The sequence below is a fragment of the Haemophilus sp. HN_Hi10 genome, from assembly GCF_049821985.1.
GTDB lineage: Bacteria > Pseudomonadota > Gammaproteobacteria > Enterobacterales > Pasteurellaceae > Haemophilus > Haemophilus influenzae_D.
The window spans coordinates 113958-133034 of sequence record NZ_CP187495.1; the positions used below are offsets into that span (position 1 = coordinate 113958).

Annotated in this window: 20 protein-coding genes and 1 pseudogene; 9 read left to right on the forward strand and 12 right to left on the reverse strand. The window is 37.6% G+C overall.

Annotated elements, in window-relative coordinates:
* Positions 1 to 43: 43 nt before the first annotated feature.
* Positions 44 to 337, forward strand: a pseudogene (locus ACPT8Q_RS00525) (ATP-binding protein); the annotation flags it as partial.
* Positions 338 to 369: 32 nt separating this feature from the next.
* Here the strand turns inward: ACPT8Q_RS00525 and epmA are convergent.
* Positions 370 to 1341 carry an elongation factor P--(R)-beta-lysine ligase gene (gene epmA / locus ACPT8Q_RS00530; RefSeq protein ID WP_061671282.1) on the reverse strand — a complete coding sequence of 324 codons (972 nt, stop codon included), beginning with the start codon at positions 1339 to 1341 and terminating at the stop codon, positions 370 to 372.
* Between the two features lie 210 nt (positions 1342 to 1551).
* Here epmA and frdA point away from each other — a divergent pair, with 210 nt between their 5' ends.
* From frdA to frdD, 4 genes are read left to right on the forward strand one after another with little or no spacing between them, the layout of a single operon-like run.
* Positions 1552 to 3351 (forward strand): fumarate reductase (quinol) flavoprotein subunit, encoded by a 1800-nt coding sequence (gene frdA / locus ACPT8Q_RS00535; RefSeq protein ID WP_021034728.1) that lies wholly within the window; start codon positions 1552 to 1554, stop codon positions 3349 to 3351.
* Positions 3344 to 4114, forward strand: a complete 771-nt coding sequence (locus ACPT8Q_RS00540) for a succinate dehydrogenase/fumarate reductase iron-sulfur subunit (protein ID WP_005639269.1) — start codon at positions 3344 to 3346, stop codon at positions 4112 to 4114. The genes frdA and ACPT8Q_RS00540 overlap by 8 nt, the downstream gene beginning before the upstream one ends.
* Positions 4115 to 4124: 10 nt before the next feature.
* Positions 4125 to 4535, forward strand: coding sequence for a fumarate reductase subunit FrdC (gene frdC, locus ACPT8Q_RS00545; protein WP_061671283.1), 411 nt, complete (start codon positions 4125 to 4127; stop codon positions 4533 to 4535).
* A gap of 11 nt (positions 4536 to 4546) precedes the next feature.
* Positions 4547 to 4891 (forward strand): fumarate reductase subunit FrdD, encoded by a 345-nt coding sequence (gene frdD, locus ACPT8Q_RS00550; protein WP_061671284.1) that lies wholly within the window; start codon positions 4547 to 4549, stop codon positions 4889 to 4891.
* Between the two features lie 107 nt (positions 4892 to 4998).
* On the opposite strand, the gene mtgA is transcribed toward frdD, so the two are convergent.
* The 11 genes from mtgA to ACPT8Q_RS00605 all read right to left on the reverse strand — a co-directional run bounded on the left by mtgA (position 4999) and on the right by ACPT8Q_RS00605 (position 14832).
* On the reverse strand, positions 4999 to 5739 hold the full coding sequence (mtgA, locus tag ACPT8Q_RS00555; RefSeq protein WP_061671285.1) for a monofunctional biosynthetic peptidoglycan transglycosylase: 741 nt from the start codon (positions 5737 to 5739) through the stop codon (positions 4999 to 5001).
* On the reverse strand, positions 5726 to 6031 hold the full coding sequence (gene trpR / locus ACPT8Q_RS00560) for a trp operon repressor (protein ID WP_041175277.1): 306 nt from the start codon (positions 6029 to 6031) through the stop codon (positions 5726 to 5728). The genes mtgA and trpR overlap by 14 nt, the downstream gene beginning before the upstream one ends.
* A gap of 32 nt (positions 6032 to 6063) precedes the next feature.
* A complete protein-coding gene (locus tag ACPT8Q_RS00565) occupies positions 6064 to 7845 on the reverse strand; it encodes a transglycosylase SLT domain-containing protein (RefSeq protein WP_061671286.1) in 1782 nt (593 codons plus the stop codon).
* A 15-nt stretch (positions 7846 to 7860) separates the two neighbouring features.
* Positions 7861 to 8157: a YciI family protein gene (locus ACPT8Q_RS00570; RefSeq protein ID WP_005648344.1), complete on the reverse strand. Its 297-nt coding sequence runs from the start codon at positions 8155 to 8157 to the stop codon at positions 7861 to 7863.
* A gap of 16 nt (positions 8158 to 8173) precedes the next feature.
* Positions 8174 to 8638, reverse strand: coding sequence for an acyl-CoA thioester hydrolase YciA (gene yciA / locus ACPT8Q_RS00575; protein ID WP_005652441.1), 465 nt, complete (start codon positions 8636 to 8638; stop codon positions 8174 to 8176).
* On the reverse strand, positions 8638 to 9195 hold the full coding sequence (locus tag ACPT8Q_RS00580) for a septation protein A (RefSeq protein WP_005655641.1): 558 nt from the start codon (positions 9193 to 9195) through the stop codon (positions 8638 to 8640). The genes yciA and ACPT8Q_RS00580 overlap by 1 nt, the downstream gene beginning before the upstream one ends.
* A gap of 5 nt (positions 9196 to 9200) precedes the next feature.
* The gene (locus ACPT8Q_RS00585; protein WP_005648352.1) at positions 9201 to 9935 is read right to left on the reverse strand and encodes a hypothetical protein; all 735 of its coding nucleotides are present in this window, start codon (positions 9933 to 9935) and stop codon (positions 9201 to 9203) included.
* A 145-nt stretch (positions 9936 to 10080) separates the two neighbouring features.
* Positions 10081 to 11091 (reverse strand): galactose/methyl galactoside ABC transporter permease MglC, encoded by a 1011-nt coding sequence (gene mglC / locus ACPT8Q_RS00590; RefSeq protein WP_005652434.1) that lies wholly within the window; start codon positions 11089 to 11091, stop codon positions 10081 to 10083.
* A 16-nt stretch (positions 11092 to 11107) separates the two neighbouring features.
* Positions 11108 to 12628, reverse strand: a complete 1521-nt coding sequence (gene mglA, locus ACPT8Q_RS00595) for a galactose/methyl galactoside ABC transporter ATP-binding protein MglA (RefSeq protein ID WP_061671287.1) — start codon at positions 12626 to 12628, stop codon at positions 11108 to 11110.
* 65 nt (positions 12629 to 12693) lie between these two features.
* Positions 12694 to 13689: a galactose/glucose ABC transporter substrate-binding protein MglB gene (gene mglB / locus ACPT8Q_RS00600; protein ID WP_005655633.1), complete on the reverse strand. Its 996-nt coding sequence runs from the start codon at positions 13687 to 13689 to the stop codon at positions 12694 to 12696.
* Positions 13690 to 13833: 144 nt separating this feature from the next.
* On the reverse strand, positions 13834 to 14832 hold the full coding sequence (locus ACPT8Q_RS00605; protein WP_005652428.1) for a substrate-binding domain-containing protein: 999 nt from the start codon (positions 14830 to 14832) through the stop codon (positions 13834 to 13836).
* Between the two features lie 205 nt (positions 14833 to 15037).
* Here ACPT8Q_RS00605 and galT point away from each other — a divergent pair, with 205 nt between their 5' ends.
* From galT to ACPT8Q_RS00625, 4 genes are all read left to right on the forward strand, one after another.
* Positions 15038 to 16087: a galactose-1-phosphate uridylyltransferase gene (gene galT, locus ACPT8Q_RS00610; protein ID WP_061671288.1), complete on the forward strand. Its 1050-nt coding sequence runs from the start codon at positions 15038 to 15040 to the stop codon at positions 16085 to 16087.
* Between the two features lie 76 nt (positions 16088 to 16163).
* Entirely contained in the window at positions 16164 to 17318 is a 1155-nt protein-coding gene (galK, locus tag ACPT8Q_RS00615) for a galactokinase (protein WP_061671289.1), read from the forward strand.
* Between the two features lie 9 nt (positions 17319 to 17327).
* A complete protein-coding gene (gene galM, locus ACPT8Q_RS00620; RefSeq protein WP_061671290.1) occupies positions 17328 to 18350 on the forward strand; it encodes a galactose-1-epimerase in 1023 nt (340 codons plus the stop codon).
* A 170-nt stretch (positions 18351 to 18520) separates the two neighbouring features.
* Positions 18521 to 19069 carry a YecA family protein gene (locus tag ACPT8Q_RS00625; RefSeq protein ID WP_061671291.1) on the forward strand — a complete coding sequence of 183 codons (549 nt, stop codon included), beginning with the start codon at positions 18521 to 18523 and terminating at the stop codon, positions 19067 to 19069.
* Positions 19070 to 19077: the final 8 nt, after the last annotated feature.

The window sequence follows — 19077 nt, forward strand, 5'->3', positions numbered from 1 at the left end:
ACCTAATTTCGATCTCAGAATTTATTCCCCATTAAAAGAAGCGAATATTGTTAATTACCAAAAAGAAATTCTTCATATTTTTATCCAAAAAGAAGAATTCCTCAGGATCTGTATCAATGACAACGGATCTGGGGTAAATCCGAATGAATTTGAAAAAATTTTCACTCCGTTTTATCGCGTCGATGAAGCGCGAACTAGAGCGACTGGAGGCACAGGATTAGGGCTTGCAATTGTATCTCATGTAATAAAAGAGCATCAAGGAAGTGTTTGGGCTGAAAAAAGCCCATTAGGTGGGCTATCAATGAATATAAAATTGCCATTATGGATCAGTAAATAAAAATGATGACAATTTTTACCGCACTTTTACCTTTAAGCATTGTCCACAGCAAAAGAAATGACGTCATTAATTTTTTCGCAATCTAAAGCGATCATCATTAGACGATCTATTCCTAATGCGACACCAGAAGAATCTGGCATACCCGCGTCTAAAGCAGCAAGAAAGCGTTCATCAATTTCTCGAGTAGGCAATCCACATTTTTTTCTTTGTTGATTATCTAATTCAAAGCGATGACGTTGTTCCTGCGCATCGGCAAGTTCGTGAAAACCATTGGCTAATTCTAACCCTTTGTAATAAAACTCAAAGCGTTCTGCCACACGTTGATCTTCTGGGCTAACTTGTGCTAGGGCGGCTTGCGTTGAAGGGAAATGATAAACCGCAATAGGTCGTTCTTTTCCAATTTGAGGCTCAACGACTTCACTAAATAAAAACTGTAATAAAGTATCGCGATCTTCATCATCTTCAGCCATAAAATTATGTTTACGTGCCGCTTCAATTAATTCTGAACGTTCTGCAGATAAGGGATCTAAACCTACATATTCTTGGAAAACAAACTGATAGCTTAAACTTTCTGCTGGTGGGCAATCTAAAATTTGTTGGAGTAAATCATCCACTTCATTAATTAAACGATGCATATGAAAGTGTGGTCGATACCATTCCAGCATAGTAAATTCTGGATTATGACGATTTCCAGCCTCTTCATTGCGAAACACTTTGCTGATTTGGAATATAGCTCCACTGCCTGCAGCAAGCAAGCGTTTCATATGATATTCAGGGCTTGTAGAAAGCCAAAGTGTTTTGGATTGATTATCAAAAGGCGCGAGAAATTCTGTGCTAAATGTGTAAAGATGTAAATCAGTGACGCCAAATTTACTTAGAACAGGCGTCTCTACTTCAAGCAAGCCTCGTTCGGTAAAAAATTGACGAATTTCAGCAATAATTTTTGCCCGTTTAAGAAGATTTTTTATATCAGCAGAAGGTTGCCAATGATTAAGTGCGGTCATTTTTAATCCTGTTTTAAAAATTTTGCACATTGTAAACGAGAGCTGCTCTCAACTCAATCTTAGCTTTTTTGAGGTAGATCACAAAATACGATCTTTTCCATCTTTAGACATAAAAAACGTTATTAATTTGTAACAAAAAATGGCACAATGCCCACGTAATATTACCCTTTTAGGGGATTTATTTTTACTTTCTATTGATTGGAGGATATCGTGCAAACAGTTAATGTCGATATTGCGATTGTTGGTGCTGGTGGCGGTGGTTTACGTGCAGCGATTTCCGCAGCAGAAGCAAATCCTAACCTAAAAATTGCATTAGTTTCTAAAGTATACCCGATGCGTAGCCATACCGTGGCAGCAGAAGGTGGCGCAGCGGCAGTTATCAAAGAAGAAGATTCTTACGATAAACACTTTCAAGATACCGTTGCTGGTGGGGACTGGCTTTGTGAGCAAGATGTAGTGGAATATTTCGTACAACATTCCCCTGTAGAAATGACTCAATTAGAACGTTGGGGATGCCCTTGGAGTCGTAAAGCTGATGGCGATGTAAACGTGCGTCGTTTTGGTGGAATGAAAATTGAACGTACTTGGTTCGCAGCGGATAAAACAGGTTTCCATTTACTACACACACTTTTCCAAACTTCTATTCAATATCCACAAATCCAACGTTTTGATGAACACTTCGTATTAGATATTCTTGTTGATGATGGCCATGCTCGTGGTATGGTTGCAATGAATATGATGGAAGGTTCACTTGTTCAAATTAATGCCAATGCGGTTGTGATTGCCACTGGTGGTGGTTGTCGTGCATTTAAATTTAATACCAATGGCGGCATTGTAACAGGTGACGGCTTATCTATGGCGTATCGTCATGGTGTACCACTTCGTGATATGGAGTTTGTTCAATATCATCCAACAGGCTTACCTAATACGGGTATTTTAATGACCGAAGGTTGTCGTGGCGAAGGCGGTATCTTAGTGAATAAAGATGGCTATCGCTATCTTCAAGATTATGGTCTAGGACCTGAAACGCCAATTGGCAAACCTCAAAATAAATATATGGAGCTTGGCCCTCGTGATAAAGTTTCTCAAGCATTCTGGCAAGAATGGAAAAAAGGTAATACCTTAAAAACCGCGAAAGGCGTGGATGTTGTGCATTTAGATTTACGTCATCTTGGCGAAAAATATTTACACGAGCGTCTGCCATTTATTTGTGAATTAGCAAGTGCTTATGAAGGTGTAAATCCAGTAAATGAACCAATCCCAGTTCGTCCAGTTGTTCACTATACAATGGGCGGTATTGAGGTTGATTTTAACAGCGAAACTCGTATCAAAGGTTTATTTGCTGTAGGAGAATGTGCATCTTCAGGTTTACACGGCGCAAACCGTTTAGGATCTAACTCTTTAGCTGAACTTGTTGTGTTAGGTCGTGTAGCAGGGGAATATGCGGCACAACGTGCAGTTGAGGCTCAATCGGTAAATCAAAGTGCGGTTGATGCTCAAGCAAAAGATGTTGTTGCTCGTTTAGAAGCCCTTCATAAACAGGAAGGTAATGAATCTTGGTCTGAAATCCGTGATGAAATGGGTACTGTGATGGAAGAAGGTTGTGGTATTTACCGTGACCAAGCAAGCATGCAAAAAGCAGTAGATAAAATTGCAGAATTAAAAGAACGTTACAAACGTATTCGCATATCAGATAATTCAAGCGTGTTCAATACAGATGTGCTTTACACCGTTGAGTTGGGTTACATTCTAGATGTTGCACAATCTATTGCAAATTCAGCGATTGAACGTAAAGAATCTCGTGGTGCCCATCAACGCTTAGATTACACTGAACGCGATGATGTAAATTATTTAAAACACACACTTGCTTTCTACAATGAAAATGGCGCACCGCGCATTGAATATAGCCCAGTGAAAATTACCAAATCTCAACCTGCAAAACGTGTTTACGGTGCGGAAGCAGAAGCTCAAGAAGCAGCTGCGAAAGCTAAGGAGCAAGCAAATGGCTAATTCACCAGTAATGAATGTAGAAGTATTACGCTACAATCCTGAAATCGATCAAGAGCCGCATCTAAGTACGTATCAAGTACCTTATGATAATCAAACCTCCTTGCTTGATGCATTAGGTTATATTAAGGATAAACTTGAACCCTCTCTTTCTTATCGTTGGTCTTGCCGTATGGCGATCTGCGGTTCTTGCGGGATGATGGTAAATAATAAACCGAAATTGGCTTGTAAAACGTTCTTACGTGATTATAGCGGCCATATGCGTATTGAGCCGTTAGCAAACTTCCCAATTGAACGCGACTTAGTGGTTGATTTAAGCCACTTTATCGAGAGTTTAGAGGCAATTAAACCTTATATTATTGGTAACGAAGCGCCAGCATTAGATGGTAAACCACATCCATCAAAAGAGTTGCAAGTAAGCCGTACTAAACAAACGCCAGCACAGCTTGAGAAATATCGTCAATTCTCAATGTGTATCAACTGTGGTTTATGCTATGCCGCTTGCCCTCAATTTGGTTTAAATCCTGAATTCTTAGGCCCTGCAGCTATTACTATGGCTCATCGTTATAATCTTGATAACCGTGACCATGGTAAAGCAAAACGTATGTCATTATTAAATGGTAAAAATGGGGTTTGGAGTTGTACTTTCGTTGGTTATTGCTCAGAAGTTTGTCCAAAACATGTGGATCCTGCTTCTGCAATTAACCAAGGAAAAGTGGAAAGTGCCAAAGATTATGTTATCTCTATGCTAAAACCAAAAGGCTAAGGGGAAGAATATGTCAGTAACAGTGAGTAAACGTAAAAAATATGTTCGTCCAATGACAGCGACTTGGTGGAAAAAATTGGACTTCTATAAAGCTTATATGCTACGTGAAGCGACTTCAATCTTTGCTGTATGGTTTTGTATTGTATTGCTTTATGGTGTTCTTTGTCTCGCAAGCAATCCAATACCAGGCTTAGGCATCTTGAGCTTTATTGAGTTTTTAAGAAACCCAATTGTGGTTTTCTTAAATATTATTACGCTTATCGCAACGCTTTATCATACGGTGACATATTTCTTAATGACACCAAAAGTGATGAATATCATTGTGAAAAATGAACGCTTACCACACCACGTTGTAAGAAATGCACTTTGGGCGGTAACCGCATTAGTTAGCGTGATTGCGTTAGTTTTAGTTTATATCTAAGGGGAGAAAAAATGGTTGATCAAAATCCAAAACGCTCCGGCGAACCGCCAGTATGGTTAATGTTCGGAGCAGGTGGCACAGTGAGTGCAATTTTCCTTCCTGTCGTTATTCTAATCATCGGTTTGTTATTACCATTTGGTTTAGTCGATGCGCATAATTTAATTACTTTTGCTTATTCTTGGATTGGTAAATTAGTTATTTTAGTGCTTACTATTTTTCCAATGTGGTGTGGTTTACACCGTATTCATCACGGTGTGCACGATCTTAAAGTGCATGTGCCAGCAGGTGGATTTATCTTTTATGGTTTAGCCACAATTTATACTGTTTGGGTGTTATTTGCGGTAATAAACCTGTAATAAAAATGATATAAAATAAAAAAACGAGTCTAAGACTCGTTTTTTTATTTTATATATCAAGTAAACATTTTTTAGTTTGTTTTACTTTAGAAATTTGATTGGATTTTTTATAAATGGCTCAAGCATTCAGTACCTAAATTTCCCATTTGTCTCAAAATCCAAGTTTGTTTTTTACGAACTAATAAGCTTGGCTTATTTACTTTATAAATGATTGGATTGGGCAACACCGCTGCTAAAAGAGCGGCTTCATTTTGCGATAAATTTTTAGCTGATTTTTTAAAGTAATAGCGACTTGCCGCTTCCACACCAAAAATGCCGTTCCCAAATTCTGCAATATTTAAATACACTTCTAAAATACGTTTTTTTGACCAAGTCAGCTCGAGCAACATAGTTGCTGGAACTTCTAAACCTTTTCGTAGCCAGTTTTGTCCGTGCCAAAGCATTAAGTTTTTAGCGGTTTGTTGGGAAATGGTTGATGCCCCTCTAATTCCTTTTTTAGATTTTTCGTTATACCGAATTGCTCGTTGGATAGCCTCAAAATCAAAGCCTAAATGTTCAGGAAAACGCTGATCTTCTGATGCAATCACGGCTAGCTGAATATTGGGAGAAATATTTTCTAGGCTGACCCAGTCATATTGAATTTGGTATCGAAAATCGCCTTGTAAAAGATTAGCGACTTTTTGTTGTACCATATAAGCGGAAAATGGAATAGGGACAAAGCGAAAAATCAGTAACAAAGCAAAAACGGCGAAAAAAAAACGAAAGACAACTCGCTGCCAGTTTTTTTTCCACCATTTAGGACTAAATAAGCGTGAAAGTGCGGTAAAAATTCGCTTAGTTTTTTTCAATGAGATCAAGATGTTGTTTCATCCATTGCATAAAATCAGGATCCATCGTTTTAATCATATTGGAACCTCGAGTAATGGTGGCGGCGCTTGTATTCAAGTTTTGCTGAATTTCTCGTTGTGGGAGATTTTTATCCAAGAGTTGAGAAACAATTTGCAAGCGTAATCCTACGGCATCTCGTTCATCAGCTGTTAATAATAAAGTGAGAAATTCTTGGGCTTTATCTTGCTCAAATGCTGTCTTCAGCATAGTCAAAAATGTGTTCCATTGTTCCAAATTACGACTAATATACATAATGATCACCTTATACTATTAAACTAGTATGTTTAGTATAGCCGATCCCATTCTTCATGGCGAAAAGTTTTTGGGCGTGCTTTGTTTTGTAAAATTTGGTAGTAAAAATCATAAGCGACGACATTTTGCACATAACCACGAGTTTCATAAAAAGGAATAGATGCGACAAATTCGTCTAATGCTAATTTTCCATTAGATCGTGCTAACCATTTTTCTACTCGATTTGCCCCTGCATTGTAAGCAGCTGCAATCAATATTCGATTATTAGGATATTTTCCATTGAGTTCATTCAGATGTGCTGTGCCGAGCGAAATATTATTTAATGGTTTAAATAAATCTTGTTCGCCTTGATAAGGTAGTTGATTATTCTCTGCAGTCAATTTTGCCGTGCTTGGCAGAAGTTGCATTAAGCCCCGCGCATTTGCTGAAGATTGTGCCATTGGATTCCAAGCACTTTCTTGACGAGCGATTGCCATAGCAAAAGTTTTGCTGACATTCAAATTTTGCAATGCTGCATTGAAGTATTCAGAATAAGCATTTGGCAGACGAAGGGACAGATAATCCCACGCTTTTGCCACAATAGAAGCATCAACAGCTAATTCAAACCATTGCTGATTTTTGGCATATTGTGCAAGTTTTAGCTGAGTTATGAAATCCGCATTATCCAGCATAATTCGCCAACGTTGTTTTGCTAAACCATTTCGTCCAAGTTCTCTTAATTCTGTAATCATTGCAAAAACTTGCTTAAAAGGAAATTGTTCAGCTTGAGTAAAACTTGGCGCGACAGGGACATTCAGTTGATATATTTGTTTTAATTGTATTGCCGCTAACATTGGATAAAAGCCACGCTCTTTGGAAAGTGCGGTCAGTTTTTCTGTATTTTTTGATATATCTTGTTTCGCTTCCCAGTAACGCCATTCTTGCTTACTTTTTGATTCAGCAGAAAGCAAATTCAGCCAAGAGGTTAATTCAGTTTTTTGCCAAATTGCCATTCGTAAACGGCGCTCGGTTAGATTATCAGTTTTTAATTGTTGGATTTGTTCATCACGCCATTTTTGAAAATCAGCGTTTTCATTATCAAAAAAACGATTTAAAAAAGCGACTTTCCACTGTTTAATTTCATCCTCTGAAAGCTGCCAAGTATTTGCCCATTTTTGATAAGATTCAAAATTTGGGTTATTCATTTGTTCAGGTAACGTTTTAAGATAACGTGGGAAAGCATCAATTAATACGGTTTTATCTAAAGTGTTAGGATCGTTTTTTCTTACAATTTCAGCAAGTTGTTTAGGATTTTCTACTTGATTTTGTTCTTTTTGATTCGTGTTATTTTCTTTAGCATTATCCGACGTTGCTGATGTTTGCTGTTCGTTTAAAGTGGATAGCTTTTGTAATAAGGCTTGAAATGCTGGCGTTACAAAAGGGTAATTTTGTTGCACTAATGCATTCAGTTCATTTATTGCTTGTTGTTTGCCTTGAATGTCATCACTTTTTAAAAAAGCGATTTTAGTTTCCCAAAAGCGTGCTAGTAAATCGTATTGCAAAGGATAGCCTTGCAATAAACCTATTAAGTTTTTTGTGATATTTTGAGTCGCTTCAGAAAATTGCTGTTTTTTTACCGCACTTTTTAGCAAACCTTCAACTTGCAAAAAGACTTCACGTTGTTTTAGACGTTTTAAGTAGTCTTGATGCTGTATTGACGCCCAGTTTTGTTTCTCTTGCTCAAGATTGATTGATGCTGTTGCCGTATTAGGCGAATCGGCAAAAGCAGAAAGTGCGGTAAAAATACAAAGAGAAATTAAGGCGACTTTTTTCATATTACGTTATTTAAATTAAAAGACTTTTTTAAACGGCTTTACAATAACATCCGCATATACGCCAGCTTCTACATAAGGATCTTGTGCAGCCCAGTCTTTTGCCGCTTGTAGATTTTCAAATTGAGCAATAACGGTTGAACCTGTAAAACCAGCTTCACTCGGATTTTCATCATCAATTGCAGGATTTGGGCCTGCTGTCAGTAAGCGATTTTCCGCTTGAAGTTGTTTTAAACGAGCCAAGTGTTGCTCGCGTACGGCAAGACGCTTTTCTAACGTATTGGGAATATCTTGGGCAAAAATAACATAGTACATAATGATTTCCTTTTATTTACAAGGGTTGTTCTGAAATTAAGGCTAATGCTTTTTCTAACTCTTGGTTATTTTCACGGGGAATCGTGCGAGAGCGACCATTATTATCAACTGCAACAAAAGTAAATACCGCATCGGTGACACAATAACGTTCGCCAATTGGCTCACTCGCCACTTTTTTTACCCATACTTCTACTTTAATTTTAATGGAAGAACGCCCAACTTTGAGACATTCACCGTAGCAACAAACAACATCGCCCACAGAGATTGGTTTGATAAAATTCATACTTTCAACGGCAACAGTAACCACGCGTCCGTGTGCGATTTCTTTCGCTAAAATCGCGCCGCCCATATCCATTTGAGACATAATCCAGCCACCAAAAATATCTCCGTTAGCATTGGTGTCAGAAGGCATCGCCAAAGTTCGTAGTAAAAGAACTCCTTTTGATTGGCGACCATTTTTATCAGTAAAATTGGCAGACATTATTTCTCTCCGTCTTTTGAATTTGAGCCATCTTTAGGCAAATAACGATAAATATAAACTCCCGAAATAATGGTTGCAATCACTGTCATACCAATAATTCCGAAAGATTTGAAATCAACCCAAGCCTCTTCCGACATATTATGGCTGATATAAATATTTACCAACATACAAATAATAAAGAATATTGCCCAACCAAAATTCAATGTATTCCAAGCCTTTTCGGGCAATTGTAGCTCTTTACCAAGTAACTTTTTGATTAATGGGGTTTTAAATTGAAATTGTGCGACGAGCAAAACAATAGCAAATAAGCCATTGATAATTGTCACTTTCCATTGCAAATAGCGGATTTCATTAAAGTAAGCGGTTAAAAGTCCAAAAAAAACGACCGCACTTGCCATAATTTTTTGTTGTTTTTCAACCATTCCGTATTTCCATTTTAAAATCACGATCTGCAAAATTGTTGCAACCACTAATACGATGGCTGCTTCACGTACACCACCGAGTTTGTAAGTGATAAAAAATAAAATTAAAGGGATAAAGTCAAGGAGTTGTTTCATATTGATTAATCCTTCATAAATAAGCTGTAGAAACGATAAGTCACTACTAGCATGAAAATATTAAGTAATGCGGTGAAAATGCCTATTACCATATCAAATACAGCATTATTGGAAAATGCGCTTAATTGGAAAATAAGAATTGGCACGAGAAAATAAACCAGTAGGGTGTAAATAAACAATACGCCTTTTCGAGTATTTCCTCGCATCCAAATTTTTCGGATAGTTTGCGAAAGTGCCTCTTGAGTAGAAAGATAATGTACTACCGTTAAATTTAAACGGACAAAGAACCAAACGCCAACAAGCATCGCGATAAGTGACATAATAGAGGGCGATTTTTTTGTGAGTAATGCAGCAAAGGCTTCACCAAGCCCAAGTAACATTGGTGCAACCATTAATAGATCTAACAGAATTACGCCTGCAAAACGACGCAAGGTAAGTGAGAAGGTTTCACCTAAAGTGCGGTAATTTTGTAGGCTAATTTTATGGATTGAGGTTAATCCCCAAGCTGCAATAAAGCTCGTTAAAATTTGAGTGATTGCAACTGAAAAGATAAAACTTGTGATATCTGTATTGGCGAGATTTAATACATCATTTTTATTTTCATCATTAACTGAAAAACTTAAAAGTGCACTCGCACTTTGCACAATAAATAAAATTGCGACAAATTGCAGCATAATTTTTTTCTGATTACGGAAGAAATTCCAACTGTCTTGCAATACTTGTGTAAAGTTAATTAGCATTTTTTTCTCTCTATGAAAATGGTGGCGCAATTATACAGGGTTTGCCGATTATTGCATAAATATCCTTAATTCAGAATTGAATAGATAAAACAAAAGTGGACAAATTTGCCCACTTTTCATTCATTTTATTAAGATTGCGTCAGCTTTATTTTTTCTTCGCATATTTTAACGAGTCAATGGCTACCGCTAGAATGATAATGCTACCTTTAATGATGTATTGCCAGTAAGGGTTTACACCGATGTAAGTTAAACCGTAGTTGATAACAGTAAAGATAATAACCCCAGTGATAACACCAATTACTGTACCTACCCCACCAGCAAAAGATACACCACCCACTACGCAAGCGGCGATAGCATCTAATTCATACATAAAACCTAAGTTGTTAGTTGCAGAACCGATACGACCCGCTTCAAGCATACCACCAAAGGCATAGAACATACCTGCAATCATATAGATTGCAACTAAGTTACGTGCAACGTTTACACCAGATACTTTAGCTGCTTCTGGGTTACCACCGATAGCAAATACGTTTTTACCGAAACGAGTTTTGTTCCACATAATCCATACTAATAATGCTGCAATAGCTGCATAAATCGTGATGTAAGAGAGTTTAAAGCTGCCGACTCGGAAGAATCCTTGAGCAAATGTTGAGAAATTTTCACTAAAACCTGCGATTGGAGAACCACCTACAGCATCATAGTATAGTGAGTTGAAACCATATATGATGATCATTGTACCCATGGTTGCGATGAATGGAGTTACATTTAAGTAAGCGATAACTAAACCATTCACTAAACCAATTACTGCACCGATAGCACAAACTGCGAGAATAACCACTGGAATTGGTATTTGTCCCATTTCAGGGAACACGCGGTTAATATTTTCCATTGATTGCAACATTGTTGCAGAGATAACTGCAGCCAAACCAACTTGACGACCTGCAGATAAGTCAGTCCCTTGTGTAATCAATAAACCCGCAACCCCTAAAGCAATAATTAAACGTACAGAAGATTGGGTTAAGATGTTACTGAAATTGACTAAATTTAAGAATGTCGGATCTTGTGCAATGATGATGCCGAGCAAAATCAATAACACAAAATAAATCGCATTTTGTTTTAAGAGATCAAAGGATTTGTTTTTTTCTAAGGCACTCATAATTCATTCCTTATGTTTATAAATATTTTGCCGCGAGTTGCAAAATTTCTTCTTGCGATGTTTTTGCGCTTTCAACGATACCTGCTAATTTACCGTTACTCATTACTAAAATGCGATCAGTCACACCCAGTAATTCTGGCATTTCTGATGAAATCATAATAATGCCTTTATCTTTTTTAGCGAGTTCTTGAATAAGTTGGTAAATTTCAAATTTTGCCCCAATATCGATACCACGAGTCGGCTCATCTAGCATCAAAATTTCAGGTTGAGTTAAAAGCCAACGACCAATAATGACTTTTTGTTGGTTACCACCAGAAAGAGAACCAATTGTAGTTCTGTGTGATGGTGTTTTAACATTCATTGAATCAATTACCCACTGGGTATCACTTTTCATCTTCTTCGTGCTAAGTAATTTCCACGGAGTGAGATAAGATTTCATATTTGAAATCAATGAATTAAACTCAATACTTAAATTAGAATAAATCCCCGTTGAACGACGCTCTTCAGTAACCAATGCAAAGCCATTATTAATCGCTTCAAGTGCGGTATGATTTTTCACAGTTTTTCCGTGTAACTTAATCGTTCCTTCGATTAATTCACGTACGCCAAAAATAGCTTCAACGATATCGGTACGTTTAGCCCCCACAAGTCCTGCAATACCGAGAATTTCACCTTTGCGTAATTCAAAAGATACGTCTTGAATGGATGGTTGATTTTTAGCGGTAAGATTTTCCACCTGCAAAATAACTTCTTTTGGCACGTTGGTTTTTTCAGGGAAACGCTGTGTTAATTCACGCCCTACCATCATTCCAACAATTTGTTCCATTGTAGATTCTTTCACGTTTACCGTGTTGATCCATTTACCGTCGCGTAAAATAGTAATTTCATCACAGATTTTGAAGATTTCATCCATTTTGTGAGAAATATAAATAATGCCGCAACCGCGTTGTTTTAATTTGTCGATAATTTTAAACAGATGCTCAACTTCTTTTTCAGAAAGCGAGGATGTTGGTTCATCCATGATTACGATTTTAGCGTTATACGAGAACGCCTTCGCAATTTCGATCATCTGCATTTGAGAAACTGAAAGTTTGGCGACTTTTTCTTTCGGATCTACATCAATATCCAATTCATCAAAAATCGCTTTAGTATCACGGTACATTTTGGCGTGATCAACAAAAGGACCTTTAAGTGGATAGCGTCCAAGCCATAAATTATCCATTACGCTAGTTTGGCGCACGAGGTTGAGTTCTTGGTGCACCATTGAAATACCATTTTCAAGGGCTTCTTTAGATGTTTTGAAATTGACGGGTTCGCCTAAGAAAAGAATTTCGCCTTCATCTTTGGCATAAATACCGAATAAACATTTTAGTAATGTAGATTTGCCCGCACCGTTCTCGCCCATTAAGGCATGAACAGAATGTGATCGAACCGTTAAGTTGGCGTTATCTAAAGCTTTTACGCCTGGAAAGGACTTGCAGACATTGGTCATTGTGAGCAGCACTTGGCTGTCTTTACATTGAGTTTGAGCTGTCATATCCAACCTCTTTAAAAAGGGGAAGATCCACTTCCCCTTAGATTACAACAAAAATTGATGGGAAATTATTTTAAGAAGTCACCTAAGTTGTCTTTATCCACACCAACATAAGGAATGCGTACAACACGATCTTTTAATTCCCATTTTGTGCCTTCAGTTGCAGATTTACCTTGTGCTAAATTGTTAGATAATTGAACAACTGCTTTACCTTGGTTTACACTATCGTTTAATACTGTACCCGCAAGTTCGCCTTTATTAATCAATTGTAATGCTTCTGGTAACGCATCCACACCAAAGATAGGTAATTTTTTACCGTGTGCTTTTGTTGCTTCTAACGCACCTAATGCCATACCATCGTTGTTAGAAATAATGACTTCAATGTCGTTCGCTTTAGAGCTAGATAACCAAGCATCTACTTTATCTTTCGCCATTGCAGCATCCCACATACCAGTATCAATAAATAATTGTTCAGTTTGGATACCTTTCGCATTAAGTTCTTCTATAACATATTTTGTACGCACTTCCGCATCTGGGTGACCAGGTTCGCCTTTTAATAATACAAATTGGATTTTGCCATCTTTATTTAAGTCAAGAGCTGGATTCGCTTTCCATTGTTTTGCAATTAAATCCCCTTGAATTAAGCCTGATTCTTTTGGATCAGTACCTACATAGTAAGCCTGTTCATAAGAACCGATAGCTTTTGCACCAGGGTCTTTGTTAAAGAATACGACGGGAATATTATCTGATTTTGCCTTGCCAATAATAGTTGGAGCTGCTGCTGGATCCACCAAGTTAATCGCAAGTGCTTTCACGCCTTTAGAGAGTAAGACATCAACTTGGTCATTTTGAATAGATTGTGCATTTTGAGAGTCATTCATTAAGAGTTTAATGCCACCGACTACTTTAGCTTCTTTATCAATTTCTTTGCGCATTAAAGACATAAAGTTATCATCATATTTATAAATCGTGACCCCAATACGATTATCTGCAGCAAAACTTGCAGATGCTGAACCTAATGCAATAGCGAAAGCGACGGTACTTAACACGGCTGTTTTTTTCATAATAACACTCCTATTTGGAAGGTTGATGTGGATAGATAAGGTTGTGCACATCATAAATAAATTATCGTAATTAATCTATGAGCAAATTTGCAAAAATGAAAATGATTACATAAAAAATTATGAATTTGTGATCCATGTCACAAATTAGCGCGATTCCACCGAAAAACGGCGTACCAAAGTAGGGTTAAATTGAACTACTGGAGGTGTAATTATTTTCTCGTCAGTTAGACTTAATGCTAATTTAGCCGCATAAGTTGCCATTAAATCAATAGGATAGCGAATTGTGGTTAGTTTTGGGATCAAATAACGGGCAATCGGCATATCATCAAAACCAATAATTGAAAATTGGCTTGGTACGCTGATATTGTTTTCATTGAGAACTGAAATGGCTCCCGCCGCCATTGAATCGTTATAAGCAACGACAGCCGTAAGATTTTTGTTATAACTAAGTAAATCAATCATTGCTTTTTCGCCGCCTTCAAAGTCTGGGCTATTGAGTGTTATCGCCTGTTCAATGATGGGATAATTGTGATCTTTTAATGCGGCAAGATAACCATTTCTTCTTTCAACTTCATCAAAAATGGCGTGATTTGAACCGATATATGCAATATGTTGATGCCCATAACGAATAAGCATTTCCGTGGCTAAATAAGTGCCTTTTTGGTTATCTAAACTGACACAACGATGTTCATAACCTTTAATAACACGGTTAATGATTACCATTCCTTGCACAGTATTTAAATAATGGCTTAATTCGTCATCAGATAAGGCTTTAGAATGTACAACAAGAGAACTACAACGCTTGCGTAATAAGGTATTGATTGCTTCCCGCTCTTTTTCTGCATGATGATAACCAATACCGATAAGAATCGTTTTTTGATGCGCTTCTGCTACTTTATCCACCGCTTTCACTAAAATCGCAAAAAAAGCATCCGTCACATCGGTTACCACCACGCCAATTGTATCGGTGTTTTGCACGGCAAGGGCTTGAGCATTTGCATTAGGTTGATAAGCTAACTGTGCAATAGCTTGTTCCACCGCAAGGCGTGTATTTTCACTAACAGAAAGAGAGTGATTTAATACTCGGGATACGGTAGCGACAGATACATTGGCTAATTTAGCGACATCTCGAATAGTACTCATAACTTTTTCCTTGTTATAATCTATAAATCTTATATTTTGATCATAAATAATTTACGATAAATTGAAAGCGGTTACTTTCATAAGTATGAACTAAATCATAAAAAATTTTGCTTATTTTCTTATTTTGTGACAAAGATCACGGTTTATTTACAATAATTTAGTATAAATTAATGTAATCGTTTACATTGATAAAACAGGAGTCAAAATGACCGCACTTTTTGAACCTACAGAACATCCACATCGTCGCTACAATCCGTTAATCGATCAATGGGTTTTAGTTTCGCCACATCGTGCCAAACGCCCGTGGCAAGGGCAACAGGAAAAAGTCAATGAAGAACAAAAACCAAGTTATGATCCAACTTGTTATCTTTGCCCGAGTAATAAGCGTATTACAGGGGAATTAAATCTAGATTATCGTAAACCTTATGTGTTTAAAAATGATTTTTCCGCGCTTTTAGAAGATACGCCAGCCCCTGAAAAATCCTCCGATCCTCTTTTCCAAAGTTCTCAAGCTCGTGGGGAAAGTCGAGTCATTTGTTTCTCTCCCGATCATAGTAAAACATTGCCATTATTGACCGCACTTGAGATTGAAGAAGTGATTAAAGTATGGCAGGAACAACTTCGTGAACTTGGTGCGAAATACCAATGGGTGCAAATTTTTGAAAACAAAGGGGCAGCAATGGGGTGTTCCAACCCACATCCACATGGTCAAATTTGGGCGAATAGTTTCTTGCCAAATGAAGTTGCTCGTGAAGATCGTACACAACGTGATTATTTGCTAAAACATGGCTCAGTAATGTTGGTTGATTATGTAAAACGAGAATTGGCGTTGAAAGAACGTATTGTCGTTGAAACTGAACATTGGGTCGCTTTAGTGCCTTATTGGGCTATTTGGCCATTTGAAACATTGCTTTTACCAAAAACTCATGTAAAACGTTTAACTGAATTAAGTGACGAACAATCAAAAGATCTTGCGGTTATTTTGAAAAAATTGACGACCAAATACGACAATCTCTTTGAAACCTCTTTCCCATATTCAATGGGATTTCATGCGGCACCGTTTAATGGCGAAGATAACGAACATTGGCAGCTACATGCTCATTTTTACCCTCCTCTTTTGCGTTCAGCAACCGTGCGTAAATTTATGGTGGGATATGAAATGTTAGGCGAAAACCAACGCGATTTAACGGCGGAACAGGCTGCAGAGCGATTACGTGCTTTGAGTGAAGTTCATTATAAAGAAAGAACTAAATAATATAGTCAGTTCCCCTCTTTAGCTTTAGCAAAGAGTGGTGTAGATCGAGTATAGATTTAATATAAAGGATAGAAATATGACCCCAATCCAAAATGCTCAACAAATTTTCAATAGACAGCATAAAAATTTGCCAGAAATTACCGTCTATGCACCTGGCAGAGTAAATATCATCGGCGAACATACCGACTACAACGACGGCTTTGTTATGCCTTGCGCAATTAATTTTGGTACGGCCGTTTCTGGTACAAAACGAGATGATCATATTTGGAATGTTTATGCTGCAGATCTTGATGAAACTGATGAATTTTCTCTCAATATTGAAATTCCTAAGAGTGAACACAAATGGGCTAATTATGTGCGTGGGGTGGTAAAATTTATCCAAGAACATTACCCAGATTTTCAACAAGGTGCAAATTTAGTGATTTCTGGAAATGTGCCGCTTTCTTCAGGATTAAGTTCATCTGCAGCGTTAGAAATTGCGGTGGGTAAATTCTGCCAACAACTTGGCGATTTACCACTTTCTCATACGGATATTGCATTGAATGGGCAAAAGGCTGAAAACCAATTTGTTGGAGCAAATTGTGGCAATATGGATCAGTTAATTTCTGCGCTTGGGCAGGAAAATCATTTACTGATGATCGATTGTCGTAGTCTTGAAACCACGCCAACACCCGTGCCACAAGATGTCGCTGTGATTATTGTGAATTCAAACGTACCACACGATTTGGTAACGGGCGAATACAATACTCGCCGTCAGCAATGTGAAGAGGCAGCAAAATTTTTTGGCGTGAAAGCATTACGAGATGTTTCAGTTGAGCAATTCCAAAAAAGAGAAGCAGAATTGACCGCACTTTCTCCGTTAGCAGCAAAACGCGCTCGTCATGTCGTAACAGAAAATCAACGAGTACTCGATGCAGTAGAAGCATTGAAGAAGAATGATTTGACTCGTTTAGGTGAGTTAATGGGGGAATCTCATGATTCAATGCGTGATGATTTTGAAATCACCGTGCCACAAATTGATTATTTAGTTGAATTGGCTCAACTTGTTATTGGCAAAAATGGCGGTGCGCGTATGACGGGCGGCGGTTTTGGTGGCTGTATTGTTGCACTTGCGCCGCATGATAAAGTCGATGCAGTTCGTAAAATTATTGCGGATAATTACGAGAAAACCACAGGTTTAAAAGAAACTTTTTATGTGTGTACCGCATCACAAGGTGTTCGAGTGATTTAAGAGAAAATGATGTTAGAACAAACCACTTTTAATGCGCCTGATGGTGCACCTTATCAGCTTATAACCCTGCAAAATGAAAATGGGATGCGTATTCAATTTCTGGATTGGGGCGCAACTTGGCTTTCTTGTAAAGTGCCAGTAAATGACACATTACGCGAGGTTTTATTGGGTTGTAAGGTAGAGAATTATCCCACTCATCAAAGCTATTTAGGCACAAGCGTAGGGCGTTATGCAAATCGTATTGCAAATGCACAATTTGAATTGAATGGCGAACTTATTAAATTAAGTAGTAATCAAGGAAAGCACCAGCTTCATGGTGGAGAGGGTTTTGATAAACGTCGTTGGAAAATTCAAGAGTGCGGTGAGAATTTTGTGTGTTTTTCATTACATTCAGAGCATGGCGATCAGGGTTTTCCTGGTAATGTGGATGTGTCTGTAACCTATACGCTAACAGATGATAATAGCGTAAAAATTGAATATGCAGGGATTTGTGATAAGGATACTGCATTGAACTTAACGAATCATGCTTATTTCAATTTAGAAAATGCAGAGCAAGGCAGTGACGTGCGTGAACATATATTACGTTTAAATGCTGATTTTTATCTGCCTGTAGATAATGAGGGGATTCCTAATTCTCCATTAAAGCACGTGGTGAATACAAGTTTTGACTTCCGTATTGCTAAACCCATCAAGCAAGATTTTTTACAAGGGGATCAGCAAGCAACAAAAGGTTACGATCATTCCTTTATTGTCAATAAAGCTTGGCAAAAGCCTTGTGTGTTACTAACCTCTCCAGCTGGCGATTTAAGTTTGGAAGTAAGAACCTCGCAAGCTGCATTGCAGGTTTATACGGGTAATTATCTTGCAGGTACACCAACGAGAAATGGCGAATTATATACCGATTTTTCTGGCATAGCATTAGAAACTCAATGCTTACCCGACACCCCTAATCATCCTGAATGGCAAAATTACGGCGGAATTCAAAAAGCAGGCGAGCAATATTATCATTGGACGGAGTTTAAATTTAAATAAGCCATTATTTATAATAAAAATGTCATTATAAGATCTATAAATTAGGTTCATTTCTAGCGTTAAAAGCGGTAATACACCACCAGCCCCTTAATCTAATTTAATTGGTCAAGCAATGGCTTTTTTATTTACAAAGGTTTACACTAATTTCAAATTTACTCAGGAAATCTATTATGCTTATTTCTTATTCCGACCTTAACCAACAACTTAAATCTGCTGGAATCGGCTTTAATGCAACAGAACTACACGGTTTTTTAAGTGGTTTACTTTGTGGTGGCTTAAAAGATCAAAGTTGGCTACCGCTCTTATATCAATTCAGCAATGATAATCACGCTTACCCAACAGCATTAGTTCAACCCGTTACAGAACTTTATGAAAAAATTAGTCAAACCTTATTAGATGTTGAAGGCTTTACCTTTGAACTTGGTTTAACCGAAGATGAAAATGTCTTTACACAAGCGGATAGTTTATCTGACTGGGCAAACCAGTTCTTACTTGGTCTTGGCTTAGCACAACCTGAATTAGCAAAAGAAAAAGGCGAAATTGGCGAAGCGGTTGATGATTTACAAGATATTTGCCAACTTGGTTACGATGAAGACGATAACGAAGAAGAACTAGCGGAAGCACTAGAGGAAATCATTGAATATGTTCGCACCATTGCAATGTTGTTCTATTCTCATTTCAACGAAGGAGAAATTGAGAGCAAACCTGTATTACATTAAGGAGATCT